At 41.3% G+C, this 18341-nt stretch carries 12 protein-coding genes; 7 read left to right on the top strand and 5 right to left on the bottom strand.

From position 1 onward, the window contains the following. Nucleotides 1-2039 precede the first annotated feature (2039 nt). From idi to narX, 3 genes are all read right to left on the bottom strand, one after another. A complete protein-coding gene (gene idi, locus PSE69_RS01680; RefSeq protein WP_004923075.1) occupies nt 2040-2555 on the bottom strand; it encodes an isopentenyl-diphosphate Delta-isomerase in 516 nt (171 codons plus the stop codon). Nucleotides 2556-2770: 215 nt separating this feature from the next. After that, a complete protein-coding gene (gene narL, locus PSE69_RS01685; RefSeq protein WP_014656853.1) occupies nt 2771-3409 on the bottom strand; it encodes a two-component system response regulator NarL in 639 nt (212 codons plus the stop codon). Nucleotides 3410-3449: 40 nt separating this feature from the next. After that, entirely contained in the window at nt 3450-5204 is a 1755-nt protein-coding gene (gene narX, locus PSE69_RS01690; protein WP_014656852.1) for a nitrate/nitrite two-component system sensor histidine kinase NarX, read from the bottom strand. A gap of 336 nt (nt 5205-5540) precedes the next feature. Between narX and PSE69_RS01695 the strand changes: the two genes are divergently transcribed. The 5 genes from PSE69_RS01695 to narI all read left to right on the top strand — a co-directional run bounded on the left by PSE69_RS01695 (nt 5541) and on the right by narI (nt 13701). Beyond that, on the top strand, nt 5541-6938 hold the full coding sequence (locus PSE69_RS01695) for a NarK family nitrate/nitrite MFS transporter (protein ID WP_040132752.1): 1398 nt from the start codon (nt 5541-5543) through the stop codon (nt 6936-6938). 67 nt (nt 6939-7005) lie between these two features. Then, on the top strand, nt 7006-10767 hold the full coding sequence (locus PSE69_RS01700) for a nitrate reductase subunit alpha (RefSeq protein WP_014656850.1): 3762 nt from the start codon (nt 7006-7008) through the stop codon (nt 10765-10767). Next, nucleotides 10767-12308 (top strand): nitrate reductase subunit beta, encoded by a 1542-nt coding sequence (gene narH / locus PSE69_RS01705; RefSeq protein ID WP_004926510.1) that lies wholly within the window; start codon nt 10767-10769, stop codon nt 12306-12308. Before PSE69_RS01700 ends, narH begins: the two co-directional genes overlap by 1 nt. Beyond that, the gene (gene narJ / locus PSE69_RS01710) at nt 12305-13027 is read left to right on the top strand and encodes a nitrate reductase molybdenum cofactor assembly chaperone (RefSeq protein ID WP_040132754.1); all 723 of its coding nucleotides are present in this window, start codon (nt 12305-12307) and stop codon (nt 13025-13027) included. Before narH ends, narJ begins: the two co-directional genes overlap by 4 nt. Next, on the top strand, nt 13024-13701 hold the full coding sequence (narI, locus tag PSE69_RS01715; RefSeq protein ID WP_004926515.1) for a respiratory nitrate reductase subunit gamma: 678 nt from the start codon (nt 13024-13026) through the stop codon (nt 13699-13701). The genes narJ and narI overlap by 4 nt, the downstream gene beginning before the upstream one ends. A gap of 107 nt (nt 13702-13808) precedes the next feature. Here the strand turns inward: narI and PSE69_RS01720 are convergent, their stop codons facing one another. Beyond that, entirely contained in the window at nt 13809-14735 is a 927-nt protein-coding gene (locus tag PSE69_RS01720) for a DUF808 domain-containing protein (protein ID WP_004926518.1), read from the bottom strand. A 311-nt stretch (nt 14736-15046) separates the two neighbouring features. Here PSE69_RS01720 and PSE69_RS01725 point away from each other — a divergent pair, with 311 nt between their 5' ends. Beyond that, a complete protein-coding gene (locus PSE69_RS01725; RefSeq protein ID WP_004926519.1) occupies nt 15047-16030 on the top strand; it encodes a glycosyltransferase in 984 nt (327 codons plus the stop codon). A gap of 51 nt (nt 16031-16081) precedes the next feature. On the opposite strand, the gene uriH is transcribed toward PSE69_RS01725, so the two are convergent. Beyond that, nucleotides 16082-17026: a uridine-preferring nucleoside hydrolase UriH gene (uriH, locus tag PSE69_RS01730; RefSeq protein ID WP_121875223.1), complete on the bottom strand. Its 945-nt coding sequence runs from the start codon at nt 17024-17026 to the stop codon at nt 16082-16084. 340 nt (nt 17027-17366) lie between these two features. Between uriH and PSE69_RS01735 the strand changes: the two genes are divergently transcribed. Continuing rightward, on the top strand, nt 17367-18137 hold the full coding sequence (locus PSE69_RS01735; protein WP_014656847.1) for a helix-turn-helix transcriptional regulator: 771 nt from the start codon (nt 17367-17369) through the stop codon (nt 18135-18137). Nucleotides 18138-18341: the final 204 nt, after the last annotated feature.

Below are 18341 nucleotides of genomic sequence, written 5' to 3' on the forward strand. Positions count from 1 at the left end.
GGAGAAGATAAAGTTTAATCTCTTACTTTGTGGTAGCGGCCTCACGGTGAGAGGCCGTTGCGAACATCACGCCCCCCTTCAGTTTTACTGCTTTTGGCAAATTCAGTCGCCTGTACTTTTAGTTTTGTTTACATAGTGGGGGGAAGTTTAGCCTAGCAAGAATAGGCAGCCACACACGATTTAAATCACCGCATCCCATAAAACACGGTATGGTGGCTGATACATTGTTTTGATGGTCGTTATTATCGATATTATAAAATTAAACCCCAAACCCCAAACCCCAAACCCCAAACCCCAAACCCCAAACCCCAAACCCCAAACCCCAAACCCCAAACCCCAAACCCCAAACCCCATCTCATACTTTATTAACCACTTTTTATCTCAGCGCATATCTCCCCCTGATTAGCTATAACCATAAATATGGTTGTTATTCTCCCTCTACAGCACAGCTATACCGAGTTTGGCACACTACATGAACCGTTATTGATAGGATGATTGATGCGTTAATTAAAGGGGGGAATTAAAGCTTCAGTGATAATGCCCTGCTTTAAACAAAATTATTTGGTCATTGAATAGATTGAGTAAATATAAAGTAGTGAGTAACAGCTCACAGGTTTGTGTGTTCAGGTATTGAGGGTATCAAATTTGTTATTAATTATTATCTATCCCAATGGATTAGGGGGGATTAGTAAAAACTTATCACTTACTGCTTCTTTTTATGGGTATTGATAAAGCGAATAGGTTTGGCAAATATAAAGTAGTAAGTAACAGCTCACAGGTTTATGTGTTTCGGTATTAATCAGGATATCAAGTTAGTTGCTAAACTATTTATTTCAATGAGTTAATGAATTATTAGTAAGGGATTTATAACTCACTAATCTCTTTGCTGGGTATTGATAAGGTGAATAGGTTTGGCAAATATAAAGTAGTGAGTAACAGCTCACAGGTTTATGTGTTTCGGTATTAATCAGGATATCAGGTTAGTTACTAAGCTATTTATTTCGATGAGTTAATGAATTATTAGCAAGGGGTTTATAACTCACTAATCTCTTTGCTGAGCATTGATAGGGCGAATAGGTTGAGTGGATATAAAGTAGTAAGTAACAGCTCACAGGTTTGTGTGGTCCGGTATTGAGAGTATCAACCTTATTACTAAGCTTTAATTATACTAATGAGCGAGGCGCTTGAGTAACGTTCTGCTTTTATTCTTTTGAATGTATCTAAGATCTGTAATACATATCTTATAATTTAGATTATTTTTGTGTTATTGAGGATGTTAAAGTAACCCGTTGTTACTTAAGCTGTTTCTATGGTTATTGAGGATGTTAAAGTAACCCATTGTTACTTAAGCTGTTTCTGTGGTTATTGATGTATTAAAGTAACTTCTTGTTACTTAGGCTGTTTCTATGGTTATTGAGGATATTAAAGCACTCCCTTGTTACTTAGGCTGTTTCTGTGGTTATTGATGTATTAAAGTAACTTCTTGTTACTTAGGCTGTTTCTGTGGTTATTGAGGATGTTAAAGTAACCCATTGTTACTTAGGCTGTTTCTGTGGTTATTGATGTATTAAAGTAACTTCTTGTTACTTAGGCTGTTTCTATGGTTATTGAGGATATTAAAGCAAACCTATTGTTACTTAGGCTGTTTCTATGGTTATTGAAGATATTAAAGTAACCCTCCTGTTACTTAGACGGCTCTGTAGGTACTGAGAATATTAAAAAATGCCTTATCGCTACTCACTTAGACTATTCCCAGCGGTATGCAATATCCACTCAGCCTGACGCTAGCGCCAATCAATCCCAATTACGTACGGATAGATGATGAGGGAAATATTATATCTGTATTCATTTTTATTACTCTATGCCCTTTAAAAGATAGAGCTAAGATTAAAATCAGTAAGCCAATTAAATAAACGTTATCAGCCCCAGTTCTTTATTATAGAATTTATTAATGCTAATAAAAAATAAACTGAGGGGGATTGATAGCAGATAAATTTATTACTCATTAGAAATAAAATTTATATATAATTAAATATAAATTACTTAAATTGCAGTAACGGATATTTATTAATAATTAATTTAAACCAAGGCGTAAATTGGTCAGGGGTATTTTTGATTTCTGTTTGTAAGTCTGAAGGTAATACCCAGCGAATGGCAGAAACTTCATCACGATTAGGGGTTACGGCGCCATCATAATAACCAATAAAGAGGTGGTCATATTCATGTTCAATTAAGCCGCCATTGACTTCTGCATGATAAACAAAGTGGCCAACTAATGAAATTTCGGTAGTAAAACCAAGCTCTTCCATTAATCGACGTTTAGCTGCCGCTAATGTATCTTCGTTAGGGCGAGGATGGCTACAGCAGCTATTTGCCCATTGACCCGCAGAGTGGTATTTATGAGCAGCACGCTGTTGAATAAGTAATTCTCCCTTGGTATTAAAAATAAAAACCGAGAATGCGCGGTGTAATCTTCCCTGTTGATGGGCTAATAGTTTAGGCATAGTGCCTATAGGGTTATCTTGTCTATCAACAAGAATGATCTTTTCTTCCATTTGATTTAATCTTCCGTATTAATTATTTCATTAGTTTATCATATTATAGTTCAATTCGTGTTACTTGTAGATTTGAGCTTTTTCATTGATAAACGCTATTTATAACGACCCTAATCACATATTAGCTATGTGACTAGGGGGATTTTTTAGACTCAATTGGTTTGCTTAGCAATTATGGGGAACGTAGGTACGTTGTTATGCACATTAAATAGCGACTATTTTTGTTGTAGCACCCATACAGCGGCCTCGACACGAGATTTTAGATTCAATTTTTTCAAGAGGTGCTTCACATGAACTTTGACTGTACTTTCTGCGATATCGAGTTTGCGAGCAATCATTTTATTTGATAGCCCTTGTGCAATAAGCTCTAAGATATTGGTTTCTCTAGGCGTTAAAGATAGAAGATTATTTTCGGTTTGTGGTCGATTGTCTCTCAGTGATTCTGCCAACACGGAAGTCAACGCTGGGCTAACCACCATTTTGCCACTGGCGGCTTCTTTAAGAGCGACAATCAGCTCTTCTGGCTCCATATCTTTCAATAGATAACCATCCGCTCCGCGTTTGAGGGCGCTAACAAGGTCTTCACCGTAATTAGAAACGGTGAAAAGAATGATCCTGCCAGATAATTCCCGTTTTCTAAGCTCATCTAGGGTTTCAAAACCATTCATACCTGGCATATTGAGATCAAGAAGGATAAGGTCTGGATCTTGTTCTTCAGCAATTTTTATACCTGTAGCGCCATCACCGGCTTCACCTATCACGAGTAATGATGGCTCAAGACTGATTAATTGTTTGACGCCATTTCTTAGCATCGGATGATCATCAATCAATAAAATCGTGGATTTTTCGCTCATTATATTTGTGTTTCCCATGAATTGCTTTGCTCCAAAATGATTAAGTAACAGGTAAAGAAAAGGTGACTTGCACTTTTGTTCCACCTTGCGCTCTCGGAATGATTTCACACTCACCATTAAGGCTAAGCGCTCGCTCTCTCATAATAATTAAACCATAGTGGTTTTGTTTGCTTGGTGTAGGGGCAATACCTTCGCCATTATCTTCGATTGTAATTGTGACAACACCGGAATCTTGTTGAAGAGTAACTTGTGCCCAATTGGCGTGAGCATGCTTCAGAATATTGCTCAGCGCTTCTCGGATTATCTGTATGATATGAATCGATTGATGGGGTGAAATGCTTTTCGCTGGAATATGGTAATTCAATAAAATCTTAAATCCCATCTTCTGACTAAATTCGTTAATTGTGCTTTCCAATGACGGAAGTAGTCCAGGCTCCATTAACTTTAATCGAAACGTGGTGAGTAACTCTCTAAGCTGACTATAGGCAGTGTTAATTTCACCTCGCATTTCACTGAGCAATTGTTGGTGTTTATCTGGCAAAGATTCTGGTTGCATTTGTAAATAGCTAATTTGCATTTTTAGACAAGACAGCGATTGGGCGATCGAATCGTGTAGCTCTCTTGCGATAGCAGAGCGTTCATCCATAATGAGTAATTGTTGCTGTTGCTCTATTTGATGTTCCATCGCTAGCATGCCTGAAATTTGTTTTACTAGCATAAGAACCAAGTTATTTTGTTCCTCAGAAATATCTTCATTGTTCTCAATTTCCGCAGAAATGACACCATAACGGTGCATATTATCGGATAGCTCCCATAATAATGTTTTGGGATGATGAACAATATCTTTGGGAATAAATGACGGATCTTCGGATAGCGGATCATTTGAAGTACAACAAATTTCATGAAAGTATTTTTCATTGCTATCTTCGTAGAGCTTTAAACTCAAGTTTTTTAAACTTGTGATATTTTTGAGTTCGCCAAGGACTTTTTGTAATCGTAAATCGAGCGGCTCAGTTGAATGTAGTATCTGATTTGATTGATAAAGATAAGAAAGTACACGGTTCTTGTTGCGAAGATCGGCCGTTTTTTCCGCTACTCTCGATTCGAGCTGATGATAACTTTGTGCTAACTCATCAGACATTTGATTCAAGGTTAGCCCTAAAGTATTTAACTCATCTTGTTTGTTATTATTAGGGTATCGTTGGCTAAAATCTTTTTGCCCAATCGCATGAGCCATAGAGAGGAGTTTCATCCATGGATAATAAATTTTACGTCTAAGGTGCCAAATCGTGACCATTAATAACAAAAAGACTAAGCCAATAAAGATCATTTGTGTCATGGCGACATATGCGATTTTTCGTTCTGTTTTTTCGTCAATATCATGAACGAGTTCATCCAACATATTGACAAAAGAGATCACTTCATACCGCGCATCGCTGGCAGAATTGGCTTCAGAGAGTGCAGGGCGTAAGGTTTTTAACCAAAATGTGTGTAATTCGGAGAATTTTTCAGTGAGATCTTCAGCTTTAACAACTTGAGTTAATTCTAGGCTGGATAAATCATTTTCTAGTATATCAAGGTACTCTTTGGTATGGTCATTTAAAGGAATTAAAGAAAGCAGCCGGTAGCTTTGCATTCGAAGTGAACCGGATTTATTAATCGCATGAGCGTTACCTTGCACACTGATTATCATACGATTTGAAATCGTCATTCCGATAATACCAAGGATGGCTATAAGCAACATCAATCCGATAACTTGATTAATAATTGAAAATCGACGGTGAAATACCGGCATATTCATTTCCTTCAAAATGACCTCGCAATCTACTTTTTCTTTTTTATGATGGTTATATTGTTCAGAGATTGCTTAAATTTAAATATACTACTTCAGGGTTAACCCTAAATTTCTTATCTATAGGATAGCGTAAATATCAGGATAAAAGTAATTTAAATAAATCTATTTTTATTTTGAATATTTATAGGGTTAGCTAAATATACCCCTTGTACCCCTCTAGTAGGTTGTTTATATAGTGTGCAAAACCTAACTTGAATATCTCTTGATTTAGATCAGGCTAGTTGTTCCTAAATGAACACAAACTGACCTCATAAATGCTATTTATTGGGGTGAGTTATGTCTCAACGAGAAAGTTTAAATACACGGACAAAACAATCTGGAGCGATTATTCAGGATTGGCGCCCTGAAGATACTCAGTTTTGGCAAACAACAGGGCAGCGCATTGCAAATCGCAATTTGTGGATCTCTGTACCATGTTTGTTACTCGCATTCTGTGTCTGGATGTTATTTAGTGCAGTTGCCGTTAATTTAAATAAAGTAGGATTTAATTTCACAACTGACCAACTATTTTTATTAACAGCGCTACCCTCAGTTTCGGGTGCACTTTTACGAGTACCGTATTCATTTGTTATTCCTATTTTTGGTGGCCGTCGTTGGACTGCAATTAGTACTGTTTTTCTTGTTATTCCCTGTATTTGGTTAGGGTTTGCTGTTCAAAATCCAACAACACCTTATAGTGTTTTTGTCATTATTTCGTTGCTATGTGGTTTCGCTGGGGCCAATTTTGCGTCCAGTATGGCAAATATCAGTTTCTTCTTCCCTAAATCACGTCAAGGAGGAGCGCTTGGGCTAAATGGTGGCCTTGGTAATTTAGGGGTGAGCGTAATGCAGTTAGTTGCGCCATTTATTGTTGGTGTTGGCGTATTCTCTTTTATGGGGGGAGCTGGCACACCACAGGCTGATGGCTCTGTGTTATGGCTAGAAAATGCTGCATGGATTTGGGTACCTTTCTTATTATTTTTCACCGTGATGGCTTGGTTTGGCATGAATGATTTGGCAGCTAACAGAGCATCGTTAACAGCACAACTTCCTGTACTCAAAAGAGCCCATCTTTGGATCTTAAGTTTTCTTTATCTTGCGACCTTTGGGTCTTTCATTGGCTTTTCTGCAGGGTTTGCGATGCTGTCTAAGACGCAATTTCCTGACGTCATCATCTTAAAGTTCGCCTTTTTTGGGCCATTACTCGGCGCACTTGCCCGCCCTGCCGGAGGCATGCTGTCTGATCGCTTTGGCGGCGTAAAAGTGACGATGATTAACTTTATTGTGATGGCTATTTTCTCTGGATTGCTGTTCTTCACACTACCAACTCAAGGTCAAGGCGGTTCCTTCATCGCGTTTTACGCGGTATTTATGGTGCTGTTTTTAACGGCGGGATTAGGTAGTGGCTCAACATTCCAAATGATCGCAGTTGTTTTTCGCAAGCTAACTATTGATCGCGCCTTGTCTCTTGGGGCTTCAGAACAAGATGCACAAAAACAAGCGGTGACAGAGAGCGCGGCAGCATTAGGTTTTATTTCCGCTATTGGGGCAATCGGTGGGTTTTTTATTCCAAAAGCATTTGGAACCTCTTTAACACTGACAGGTTCACCCGCTGGTGCGATGAAAGTTTTCTTCGTGTTCTATGTCTCTTGTGTGTTTATCACATGGTTAGTTTATGGGCGTAAGCACAAATAATAACAACCAATAAATACGATTTAAGCAATGTATGACGCCTGTCGGCGTCTCTTTGGAGGCAATCCGAATGAGCAAATTTTTAGACCGATTTCGTTATTTCAAACAGCTTGGCGAGACTTTTTCAGGCGATCACGGACAAGAGTTGAACGTCAATCGTGATTGGGAAAATGGTTATCGTAGCCGTTGGCAGCACGATAAAATTGTGCGCTCGACACATGGCGTAAACTGTACAGGGTCATGTAGTTGGAAGATATATGTCAAAAATGGTTTGGTAACATGGGAAACGCAACAAACAGATTACCCACGTACACGCCCTGACCTACCTGATCATGAACCAAGAGGCTGCCCGCGTGGAGCGAGTTACTCATGGTATCTTTACAGCGCTAATCGGGTGAAATATCCAATGGTTCGTAAGCGCTTACTAAAATTATGGCGTGAAGCGAAAGCAGAACATCAAGATCCTGTAAAGGCTTGGTTTTCTATTATCAATGATCCACAAAAAGCACAAAGCTATAAGCAAGCTCGTGGGCGCGGCGGCTTTGTACGCTCAAGCTGGCAGGAAGTAAATGAGCTGATAGCCGCAGCTAATGTCACAACGATTAAAGAGTTTGGCCCTGACCGTATTATTGGTTTCTCTCCAATACCCGCAATGTCGATGGTTTCTTATGCTTCAGGAGCAAGATATTTATCGCTGATTGGTGGTGTTTGCCTCAGTTTCTACGATTGGTATTGTGATTTACCGCCATCTTCACCGATGACTTGGGGTGAACAAACGGATGTACCAGAATCGGCGGATTGGTATAACTCCTCCTATATCATTGCATGGGGTTCTAATGTGCCTCAAACGCGTACTCCGGATGCGCATTTCTTTGCTGAAGTACGTTACAAAGGTACGAAAACGGTCGCAGTCACACCTGATTATGCCGAAATAGCTAAATTGTGTGACCACTGGTTGAATCCTAAACAGGGTACAGACAGTGCAATGGCGATGGCGATGGGGCATGTGATCCTTAAAGAATTCCATATCGAACGCCAAGCTGAGTATTTTCGTGAGTATGTACGTACTTACTCCGATATGCCAATGTTGGTTATGTTGGATAAACGTGAAGACGGAACATATGCTGGCGGTAGAATGTTACGAGCCGCCGATTTGGTTGATTCTCTGGGCGAAGAGAAAAATGCTGAGTGGAAAACCATTGCTATTGATGAAGCAACAGGGGCGTTATGTGTTCCTCAAGGTTCAATGGGGTTCCGCTGGGATAATAGTCGCAAATGGAACCTCGAGCCTCGTAAAGCGGATGATGGGCAAGAGTTCAAAATGCAGCTTAGCCTCTTGGATGGATGCGATGAGGTTGTCGAGGTTGGTTTCCCTTACTTTGGCGGCTTAGAAAGCGAACATTTCCAAAATGTTGAGCTTAAAGACGTGCTGTTACATAAACTGCCCGTAAAACGTATTCAATTGGCGGATGGTAGCGACGCTTTGGTGACCACTGTTTATGATTTGATACTCGCGAACTATGGTATTGAACGTGGTTTAGGCGATGAGAATTGTGCCGCAGATTACGATGATATGAAGGCATACTCCCCCGCATGGGCGGAGAAAGTGACGGGGGTTAGCCGTCAAAATATCATCCGGATTGCACGGGAATTTGCGGATACGGCAGAAAAAACGCATGGACGCTCTATGGTGATTGTTGGTGCAGGTATCAACCACTGGTATCACATGGATATGACCTATCGCGCTATTATTAATATGTTAGTGTTCTGTGGCTGTATAGGACAAAGTGGTGGTGGTTGGTCACACTATGTCGGACAAGAAAAATTACGTCCACAAACGGGTTGGCTGCCTCTTGCTTTTGGCTTAGATTGGCAACGTCCACCGCGCCATATGAATAGCACCTCATTTTTCTACAATCATTCAAGCCAATGGCGCTATGAAACAGTCAAGACGGAAGAGCTATTATCCCCATTAGCCGATAAAAAAGCATTTAGCGGCTCTCTTATTGATATGAATGTGCGCGCAGAGCGCATGGGATGGTTACCTTCCGCACCACAATTAAACGTTAACCCTATTACGATTGCTAAACAAGCCGAAAGTGCAGGTATGTCGGCGGTAGATTACACGGTTAACCAATTGAAAGAAGGGAATATTCGCTTTGCTGCGGAGCAACCCGATAGCCCACAAAACTTTCCGCGTAACCTATTTATTTGGCGTTCGAACCTACTTGGCTCAGCCGGTAAAGGCCATGAATATTTATTGAAATACCTATTAGGTACTGAAAATGGTATTCAGGGGCTTGATTTAGGACAACAAGGAGAAGTGAAGCCTGAAGAGGTTGAATGGGCAGATAAAGCGGCAGAAGGAAAAGTCGACTTAGTCGTAACCCTCGACTTTAGAATGTCGAGTACCTGTTTGTTCTCGGACGTGGTTCTACCAACCGCAACGTGGTATGAAAAAGACGATATGAATACTTCGGATATGCATCCATTTATTCATCCATTGTCTGCGGCGGTTGATCCTGCTTGGGAATCGAAAAGCGATTGGGAAATTTATAAAGGGATTGCTAAAGCATTCTCAGAAGTCAGCGTAGGTCACCTCGGGAAAGAAACCGACGTTGTTACGCTGCCAATCCAGCACGACAGTGCCGCTGAAATGGGGCAACCTTTCGATGTGCGTGATTGGAAAAAAGGCCAATGTGAACTGATCCCAGGGAAAACGGCACCGCACATTATGACGGTTGAGCGTGATTATCCATCGACCTATGCACGTTATACCTCACTTGGTCCTTTGATGGATAAGCTCGGTAATGGCGGTAAAGGGATCAGTTGGAATACGCAAGATGAAATAGACTTCCTGAAAAAACTGAATAAAACCCAACCTAGTGGCGTTAACCAAGGACGGCCGAAGATTGAAACTGCTATTGATGCTGCGGAAGTTATCTTAACGTTAGCACCAGAAACCAACGGGCAGGTGGCAGTGAAAGCGTGGGATGCTTTAGGTAAAGTCACAGGCCGTGATCATACCCATTTAGCACGCTATAAAGAGGATGAAAAAATCCGTTTCCGCGACATTGTTGCGCAGCCACGTAAAATCATCTCTAGCCCCACATGGTCAGGCTTGGAAGATGAGCATGTGTCTTACAATGCCTGTTATACCAATGTTCATGAAATGATCCCTTGGCGTACCTTAAGTGGTCGTCAACAGTTATATCAGGATCATGAGTGGATGAGAGCTTTTGGTGAAAGCCTTGTGGTTTATCGTCCTCCTATTGATACCCGTGCGGCCCAACCGTTGATGGGGAAAAAGCCAAATGGTTTCCCTGAAAAGGCGCTTAACTTCTTAACGCCGCATCAAAAATGGGGGATCCACTCCACATATAGTGACAATTTACTGATGCTAACGCTGGGTCGAGGCGGACCGATTGTCTGGTTAAGTGAAGAAGATGCCCGCCAGTTAGGTATTGAAGACAACGATTGGGTAGAAGCCTTCAACAGCAACGGGGCGTTGACCGCGAAAGCCGTGGTGAGCCAGCGTATTCCTGATGGCATGATCATGATGTATCACGCGCAAGAACGCTTGATTAATTTGCCAGGCTCCGAAATTACGGCGCAGCGCGGCGGGATCCATAACTCAGTGACCCGCGTCTGCCCTAAACCGACCCACATGATTGGTGGTTATGGGCATTTAGCATATAGCTTCAACTACTATGGCACCGTGGGCTCTAACCGCGATGAATTTGTGGTGGTACGTAAAATGAAGCAGGTCGATTGGCTTGATGGTGAGCAAGATGGCTATCAGCAGGCGCTGAGCGGAAAGGAGAAAGCATAATGAAAATTCGTTCTCAAGTCGGCATGGTATTGAACCTCGACAAATGTATTGGTTGTCATACCTGTTCAGTGACCTGTAAGAATGTCTGGACCAGCCGTGAAGGCGTTGAATATGCTTGGTTTAATAACGTCGAAACGAAACCAGGTATCGGTTATCCCCATAATTGGGAAGATCAGGAAAAATGGAAGGGCGGCTGGATCCGTAATATCAAAGGTAAATTAGTGCCGCGTATGGGCAACCGAGTCGGGGTACTTTCAAAGATCTTCGCTAACCCAGATGTTCCTGCTCTAGATGATTACTATGAACCATTTGATTATGACTACAGTCATTTAAAAAATGCTAAAGAAGGGCAACATGTGCCAACGGCTCGCCCACGCTCATTAATTACTGGGCAGCGTATGAGCAATGTCAATATGGGGCCAAATTGGGAAGATGATCTTGGTGGCGAATTTAGCAAACGCGCGCACGATAAGAACTTTGAGCATATTCAAAAAGAGATGTATGGGCAATTTGAAAATACATTCATGATGTATTTGCCGCGCTTATGTGAGCACTGTTTGAACCCAGCTTGTGTAGCGACTTGCCCGAGTGGTGCTATCTATAAACGTTCAGAAGATGGCATTGTCTTGATTGACCAAGATAAGTGTCGTGGTTGGCGGATGTGCTTAACAGGCTGTCCATACAAGAAAATTTACTTCAATTGGAAAAGTGGTAAATCAGAAAAATGTATTTTCTGCTATCCACGCATTGAGTCTGGTATGCCGACAGTGTGCTCTGAAACCTGTGTTGGGCGCATCCGTTATTTAGGCGTGCTGCTATACGATGCCGATAAGATTGAGCAAGCGGCGAGTGTAGAAAAAGAAACCGACCTATATCAAAGCCAACTTGATGTATTCCTTAACCCACATGATCCACATGTGATAGAAGAAGCACAAAAACAAGGGATCCCTCTGAGTGTGATCGACGCTGCTCAAAAGTCTCCTGTTTATAAAATGGCGATGGAGTGGAAGCTTGCATTGCCATTGCACCCAGAGTATCGAACTTTACCGATGGTGTGGTATGTGCCGCCTTTGTCACCCATCCAATCCGTTGCGGATGCAGGTATGTTGGCGAGCAATGGTGTCTTACCTGATGTTGAAAGTTTACGTATCCCAGTACAGTACCTAGCGAATTTATTAACCGCTGGAGATGTCGAGCCAGTATTGCTTGCACTAAAACGTATGTTAGCGATGCGTCACTATAAACGGGCTGAAACAGTAGAAAATCAATGTGATACCAGTGCACTAGAACAAGTTGGTCTAACAGAAGCTCAGGCACAAGAGATGTATCGTTATTTGGCAATAGCGAACTACGAAGACCGCTTTGTGATCCCATCAAGCCATCGTGAGTTAGCGCGAGAAGCTTTCCCAGAAGCGAAAGCGTGTGGCTTTAGCTTTGGCGATGGCTGTCATGGCAGCGATAGCAAGGTGAATTTGTTTAATAGTCGCCGTATCGATGCGATAGATGTGACACCAAAAACATCGCAGGAGAAAACATTATGATGTCGTTGAAAGTGATTTCGCGCTTACTTGACTACCCAAGTGAAGCGTTATGGCAGCATCGTGATGAGCTTATCGAGGCGCTAGAGCAAGCGAATGAGTTGCCATTTACCCAAGCCGTTCAACTGATGATGTTTGTGCGCGAATACCTTGATGAAGATCTGTTAGACATGCAAGCACAATATTGCGAGCTATTTGATAGAGGACGCGCAACTTCCTTGTTGCTATTTGAACATGTGCATGGGGAGTCTCGTGATAGAGGGCAAGCAATGGTTGATTTGATGGCGCAGTATCAACAGCAAGGATTGCAGATTGATTGCCGCGAATTACCGGACTATTTACCGATTTATTTGGAATATTTAACGGTATTAACCCCCGACCAAACCCGTGAAGGCTTAAGCGATATTGCGCCAATTTTGGCGCTATTGGGTGAAAGATTGAAACAACGCCAAAGCCGATTCGGTGTGTTATTTGACCTTCTTTTGACGCTATCGGCGACTGCTATCGAAACTAGCCAATTGAGTGGGCAAGTCGCAGCGGAAGCACGAGATGATACGCCAGAGGCATTGGATGCTGTTTGGGAAGAGGAGCAAGTGAAATTCTTTACCGATGAAAAAAGTTGCGCGAGTGAAGTGACGGCTCATCAACATCGCTTTGCAAACGCGGTTGTGCCTCAATATTTGGATCTTGATGCGGGCTATAATGCGGGAGTTCAAAAATGAATTTTATCAATCAATTCTTCTTCGATATTTACCCCTACATTGCCGGTACTGTGTTTATTGTCGGTAGCTGGTTACGTTATGACTATGGGCAATATAGCTGGCGAGCTGGTTCAAGCCAAATGCTTGATAAAAAGAATATGCGCTTAGCGTCCAATTTGTTCCATGTCGGGATCATTGGTGTCTTTTTGGGGCATTTTTTCGGTATGTTAACCCCGCATTGGGTATATGAGTCTTTCTTGCCAATGCATATTAAGCAATTGATGGCGATGATTGGTGGGGGCGTATGTGGGCTAATGGTACTGATAGGTGGAGCGATGTTATTAAAGCGCCGCTTAACGAATCCGCGTGTCAGAGCTACTTCATCCTTTGGCGATATTATGATCTTAACCTTACTGGTAATACAGGTCTGTTTAGGGTTACTGACTATTCCATTCTCTGCTCAGCATATGGATGGTAGTGAAATGTTGAAATTGGTAGGGTGGGCACAATCGGTTGTCACCTTCCATTGGGGGGCGTCACAATACCTCGAAGGAGTTGGAATTGTCTTTAAGTTACACCTTGTTTTAGGAATGACGCTATTTTTGTTATTCCCATTCTGCCGTTTAGTGCATATCTGGAGTGCGCCAATAGAGTATATTACGCGCCGTTACCAGCTAGTGAGAAATCGTCACTAAAAATATGGCCTTGCAAATGAAGGCAAGGTCAGCTCGTGTTCTTGTGTAAACAACAAATATTGCTAATGTAGCAACCCCATATCATCGATATGGGGTTTTTTGCTTCTTTAGGCGCTTAAACGTGTTTTGACTTGTTTGGCTAAAGTGATAAGCAAAACGAGTATAATGCCCACGATTAACCCAAAAATAAGGTTTGCCAATGAAGGCGTAATGAATTGCATTACCTTACCAATTGCAGGTGTTAATGATAGCGCTAGGGCTAACTCTTCTATCCAATAATAGACTGTTGTTATACCATGAGTCAGAATACCGCCTCCGACCATAAACATGGCAGCTGTGCCGACAACGGATAAGGTTTTCATTAGGTAAGGCGTGGCGTAAATAAGCCATGTACCTAATTTGCTTAACCAAGCAGAAGCCTTTTTCTGTAAATAGAATCCGAGATCATCCAGTTTGACAATACCTGCCACTAGCCCATAAACCCCAATTGTCATAACAATCGCAATAATGGAAAGAACAATAACTTGGTTCATAAAGGTTGTTGCAGAAACGATACCGAGTGTGATCGCAATAATTTCAGCGGATAACACAAAATCCGTACGTACTGCTCCTTTGATTTTGCTTTTCTCAAATGCCGCCAGCTCTTCCGGCGACATGACGGCTTTTTGTTCCCTTTTTTCATGGTGTTCTTGGGCGGAATGGAGATATTTGTGCATTAATTTTTCTGCGCCCTCAAAACACAGGTAAGCCCCACCAATCATCAGTAAAGGCGTCACGGCCCAAGGTATGAAGGCACTGATCAATAAGGCGAGCGGAACCAATATCAGTTTATTGATAAAAGAGCCTTTTGCTACGGCCCATACCACAGGGATTTCTCGTTCTGCTCGAACCCCTGTGACTTGTTGGGCATTTAAGGCGAGATCGTCACCTAATACACCGGAGGTTTTTTTCGCGGCCATTTTTGTCATTACAGAAACGTCATCTAATACGGCTGCAATGTCATCAAGTAAAGCAAGTAAGCTACTTCCTGCCACAGAGTGATCCTTTTTGTCTAATTTAAGGTGTGTTTAATGTTAATTAGGCTGATATTGCGATAATTAGTTCACCTTTCGGTAGGTAAATAAATCCGATTTAGAAGGAATCTATGTCTGTAAGCCAAGAGATGGAGGCTCCACTTTTTAATTGTGAATTTTTTATGACAGTGGAACCAATATATATATTTTCTCTCTAATCATCTAAATTACCGTGTTTAGATGAGTTTTAAAAAGTATCGTTTGAACAAAATAATAGCAGAAAGTGACCAAGGAAGGTGGCTTTCGAATGAATGGTTTAATAAGGTTAATACATGTCTCCTGCACCTGTTTTGAGTATTGTCGTTGCCGTTTATAATGGTGAAAAGTTTCTTCCTCATTTTTTTGATAGCTTATTAGCGCAAAATCTGAGTAATTGGGAATTAATCGTCGTAAACGATGGTTCAAAAGATAACAGTGAGGCGGTGATCCGCCAGTATCAAGATAAATTCAGTCACTTTACATTATTAACGCAAGACAATCAGGGGGTTTCTGTCGCACGTAATACCGGCATGGCAGAAGCGCGAGGGAAATATATCACTTTCCCTGATATTGATGACGAAATTAGTCCTAAAATGTATGGTCGCTTGTTAGAAATTGCGTTGGCGGGAGATTTGGATGTAGCCACCTGTAACGGAACATATATTTACACTAATGGTGATGCACCAAAAGCGATTTTTCCACCCAATAAAGTACCATCAACAGGTGTGATTAGTGGCCCTGAATGGCTGGAAATTGGTTTAAGTTCACGTAAATTTTTACATGTGACTTGGTTGAATCTTTATCGTTTGGATTTAATTCGCCAGCATAACTTTTCCTTTGAACCTAAATTGCACCATCAAGATATTCCATGGACTACGGAATTACTGCTGGTGGCGAAGCGAGTTCAATTTATTAATGAGCAATATTACGATTATCTGATCCATAATCAGTCGGTTTCCCACTCCTTGCAAGGGGATGAACGGTCTATTCGTAAGATAAATACCTATTTGAAAATCATTGATATGCTGTTGGATATCTATAAGCGCTATCCGAAACAGGTTGAACAGGCGCCAGCGTGTTTATGGCAGGTCGGTAAAGAAGGGCTTGGGATTACTCAAGCCATACTTGCCATTAAATCACCGGAAACACAGCGAGATGTCGCCCGCATGTTTTTTGAGAAAGGTTATTGGGATGTGATCTGGTCTCATGCGACGACGATCAAGTTAAAATGGCGTTTGATCCGTCGTTACACTAAGTTGAAAGCTATCGCTAAATAATCGCTAAAGGGTAGCGAATGGAAACATTGGCTACCCTTGTTTTGAAAAGGCCTAATTAGGTAATCTTTTCAATGAATCAATAAACAATTCCCACAATCTAGCATTATCCAATCGAGTCGCAACTTGCGTATGGCAGTCGCTAACTGGCGGATGCCGGAAATCAGTGACAGTCATCCCTGTGGTCAGTGCCCCTTGTAATTCAATATTTACCGGCGCTTTTTGGGTTGTGATTAATGTTGGATCAATAACATAAGCAACAGCGCAAGGGTCATGCACAGGGGCGTGCTCATTGGTTCCATTACGTTGGCGATATCCCGCAGTGTAGTAACTTAATGAGTCCACGACAAACTGGCTTATCGGTGTATTGAGTGCGGCGATATCGGCCATAATTTTGTCTGTCGGCCTTGCTTGGTGTGTTAAATCGAGGCCTACCATGGTGAGTGGCCAGCGTTCATTAAACACAATATGAGCAGCTTCTGGGTCGATAGCAATATTGAATTCGGCGACCGCAGAACGATTTCCGGTGTGGTAGCCTCCTCCCATTAAAACCACTTCTTTAACTAAATCGACGATCTCAGGCGCTTTTCTTACAGCAAGGGCAATATTAGTTAGCCCCGCAGTAGGAACGAGTGTGACCGTTTTAGGTGGATGGGATTTTAGGGTATCGATGATGAGATCAATGGCATGGCGCTTATCGAGTGGCTGTGTAGGGGAAGGAAGATGGGTGCCATCAAGGCCACTTATACCATGTACTTCTGCCGCATTTTGGATGTTACGTATTAGTGGGCGAGGACAGCCTGCTGCAATAGGGATTTGTTTTCCACCAGCGAATTCAGTGATGGCTTGAGCGTTGTGGGTGACTTTATCTAACGTTTGATTACCGACGACAGTAGTAATTGCTAGCACATCGATATCAGGATGCCCTAATGCCAATAGAATTGCCATTGCATCATCATGGCCGGGGTCGCAGTCTAAAATGATTTTCTTTTGTGGCATTTTTCTCTCCTAAAGTTGGCAGGAAAATGGTTAAGCATGAATGTATTAAGGAATGAGCTTAACCATAGGATCCATTGCTAATTGAGTCTATCTAAGCGTGTTATTAAGGTTAAAAAATTGCGTGTACATTTCCTGTGATACATCTCGGATTTATATGGATGGTGATAAATAGTTGGTAACAAATTATTAATACTTTTGGACGAGAGTGTGATTTGATTAACATATTAATAACAATTGGATTGAGTTGCTTAGGATAATGTGGTTTTTATAAGCTTTTGGCAGCTGATTTTATCGCTGAGAGAAAATAGCTTATTAATAAGTTAATGACTTTGGAGGCAGAATGGAAAACTATCTGGATAAACTACCTGATGTGATTGATTCTGTTGCAACCAACCAATTTTATCCTAATTTATTATCATGGCTATCATCATTTATTGCATTTGATAATGCCATTGTTTATTCATTTGAAAAAGATGCCCCACCACGCTTTTTATCGAAAGTTGAAAAGCGCAACAGTGACAGTGTGAACCGCATTTATCAACGCGGGGCTTACCTTATGGATCCTTTCTACCAAGAGTTACAAAAAGGGGGAGGCTCCCAGGTGCTGACATTGAGAGAACTAGCACCAAAAGGTTTTTATCACACGGATTACTATCTCAATTTTTACCGGAAAACAGGTTGGTGTGATGAAGCGGGGCTGCTACTGGAAATCACCGCAGATAGGCAGTTAGGGATCTTTTTTGGTAATGAAGATGAACCGTTTTTATCTGAAAAATCAACACAGGCACCTTTAAAAGAAGCATTTGAAATTATTCGTAGCATGGCAAAACTGCATAAAGAAATTTCTCCAAATGATGTTTCTAGCCACTATCGCTTAGCAGATATGCAGACTCGTTTCGGTTTAACGCCAAGAGAGTGTGAAATAGTGGAACTGATCCTTGAAGGTAAAGGCTCTCCGCAGATTGCGCAGTCTCTCTTTATTAGTTTAGGCACAGTAAAAAACCATCGTAAGAATATCTATCAAAAGTTGGATATTAATTCTCAAGCAGAATTGTTTAACTTATTAATGAATCATCGAAACCACCCTTCTTATCGTCGCTGTTTGTGTTGAAATTTCTAACATCAAGCATGACTTTAAAATTGTGATTATTAATATAAAAATAATACATAATATTATGATTTAATTTGTTTTTGTTCTATTTTTAAATTAGTTGTTTATATCGAAATATTCTACCTGTGTCACAAATGTTAAATCAATGTTTCAAATATCCCTAAAGGGCTATGTAAATGTTAAAGCAAGGTTAAGATAATCGAG

This window comes from Providencia sp. PROV122 (genome assembly GCF_028482365.1).
GTDB classification, from domain to species: domain Bacteria; phylum Pseudomonadota; class Gammaproteobacteria; order Enterobacterales; family Enterobacteriaceae; genus Providencia; species Providencia stuartii.